The sequence below is a fragment of the Campylobacter concisus genome (genome assembly GCF_003048555.1).
Lineage (GTDB): Bacteria > Campylobacterota > Campylobacteria > Campylobacterales > Campylobacteraceae > Campylobacter_A > Campylobacter_A concisus_AO.
The window spans coordinates 1-2,231 of record NZ_PIRR01000083.1 but is presented as its reverse complement, the minus strand read 5'-3'; the positions used below and the strand labels follow the sequence as shown (position 1 = coordinate 2,231).

Annotated in this window: 1 protein-coding gene and 1 pseudogene; both read right to left on the bottom strand. The window is 36.3% G+C overall.

Annotation, left to right across the window (positions count from 1 at the left end; all coding sequences use genetic code 11):
- Positions 1–113: 113 nt before the first annotated feature.
- Positions 114–554 carry a methyl-accepting chemotaxis protein gene (locus CVS92_RS09320; protein ID WP_374188056.1) on the bottom strand — a complete coding sequence of 147 codons (441 nt, stop codon included), beginning with the start codon at positions 552–554 and terminating at the stop codon, positions 114–116.
- Positions 555–1,349: 795 nt separating this feature from the next.
- A pseudogene (locus CVS92_RS09315) lies at positions 1,350–2,054 on the bottom strand (cache domain-containing protein); the annotation flags it as partial.
- Positions 2,055–2,231 lie beyond the last annotated feature (177 nt).

The following is a 2,231-nucleotide window of genomic DNA, read 5'->3' as shown; positions in this document are numbered from 1 at the left end:
GTGATGTATACATTAAATAATAATTTTGAATTATTTTTTCTTTTTAGGTAGTTAAAATCAGCTAAATAAAATTAGAATTTAGGGGAGGCAAACCCCTAAATTCGGCTCTAAGATTAAAATTTATTCTTTCTAACGTCGGCTACTATCGTCTTAGCCATTTCATCTATTTGGTCAGTAATTTCATTTGTTGTACCAACAATATTAATATTTTGTTTTGTAATACTGTCGATCTGACTTACGCTTTGATTTATCATATTTATGCCTTCGCTTTGCTCTCTGATGCTTTCACTCATCTCATTAATGCTTTGAGCTAAAACATTTGCGTTAGCTTCGATCTCGCCAAGTGATTTTTGAGTTCGCTCTGCTAGTTTTCTAACCTCGTCGGCGACTACGGCAAATCCTCTGCCGTGTTCACCAGCACGTGCTGCCTCGATAGCCGCATTTAGAGCAAGTAGGTTGGTTTGATCAGCTATATCTCTAATAATAACGATGATATTTTTAATCTCTTCGCTTTGTCTTGTTACGTCGCTAGCTTTTTGGCTAATGGCGTTCATAGAACTGCTCATCTCTTCTATAGCAGCCGCGCTTTCTTGGATGGAGTCGGCTTGCTTATGAGCTCCGTCGGTTAGAGTTCTCATAGATTCTGCTAGGATTTTAGCTTTTTCTTCTAGGACCTGAGCTTCTTTTAAATTTTCCCTTAGCATATTGCTTACTGCGTCGCCCGCGCTTTGAAGGCCTACTATCATATCTTTTAGATCGCTTTCAAGCTCGGGTTTTAACTCTAGTCTAGGAGTGTAGTCGTTTTTGTTGTAAGAAGCTAAAACTACGGCTATTCCTTTTAAATTTTCAGAAATTGATGCAAAGAATTTATTTAGTAGATCTTTTAACTGAACTAAAGCCGGATTATTAGGGACGGAGTTAATCTTAGCCCCCATGTGTCCTTTTATCATGAGATTTGCTATACCGTTCATCTCCTCTATTAAGGCGCTGTCTTTTTTAACGCCGTTAAGGACTTTTTCTATATTTTCGTTAATAGATTCGCTCATTCTGCCGAATTCGTCCTGCGTAGTTACTACTAGCTTTTCCGGAGCGTTAGGGGTTTCGTAGGTGATGAATTTAAACGCGTCTTCAAGCTTAGTTTGAATAGTTCTAATAGGACTAAGGGATTTTTTAAGAAGAGTAAATACGATAGCCGAAAGTATGACTATAAAAGCTACGGCAAGGATTATTTGAGCTTTTAATAAAGGCAAGGTATTAGACGAAAAAGTATCTGCTCCGATAGCGGCTACAGCTAACCAGCCTTGATCGTTTATAGGAAGGACTTTGGCGGTTACGTTCTCGCCTTTATAGTTTGTATAAGGGATAAGTCCATTTTCATCAAATCTCTTAGCCGCAAATTCATCGGCCAAATATTTGCTTGCCGGAATCGCTTTACCGACATTTTCAGGATTTGAGTGCATAAGAATAACGCCGTCTTTATTCATTAAATAGACGTAGCCGTATTTCGTTTTACCCATTTCGAGAATTTTTTTACTTAAAGCATCCATATTTAAATCAAGTCCCAAAACACCATCAAAATTTCCATTTTTATTTACTGGAGCGGCAAAGCTAATTACTAAAGCATTAAACAAGGCAGCTTTGTAAGGTTCGGTATATATAGCACCATTTGTACTCTTAGCTGCTTTGTACCAACCTCTAGTTCTAGGATCGTAGTTATCGGCTGGAGTTGTTCTAGTTCCGTCTGATTGGAAAAAATGTCCATCACTCTCGCGACCATAAAAAATATCAGTAACTAGACGACTAACGCTTTCTTTTTGCATTTTTGTTTTTTCCATGTACGAGTCATCATTATTTGGTGTTTGTGCTATATCTAAAGCATACTTTTTAGCAACTTCTAAATATTCTTCAAAAAAAGAATCCGTAGTAGCTTTGATGTCACTTAGAATCTGATCCTGGGTCTGGCTGACCAACTCTACTACCTTACTTTCCGCTGTATAGTAGCTGACTGCTGAAATAGCAGCAAACGAAATAACTAGCAATGAGATGATAATCATCGCTATCTTTGAAGTTATGGACTTCATCTTTCCTCCTTTAAATAAAAATCTGTTTAATCTATCTAAAAAAAATTAAAACTAAAATTAATTTTATACTACATTTAACGACTTTTAAATAATTAATCAAAAATTGTATCTATTAAGGTAAAAAAGTGAGTTTTTTAGTGATTATTTTGT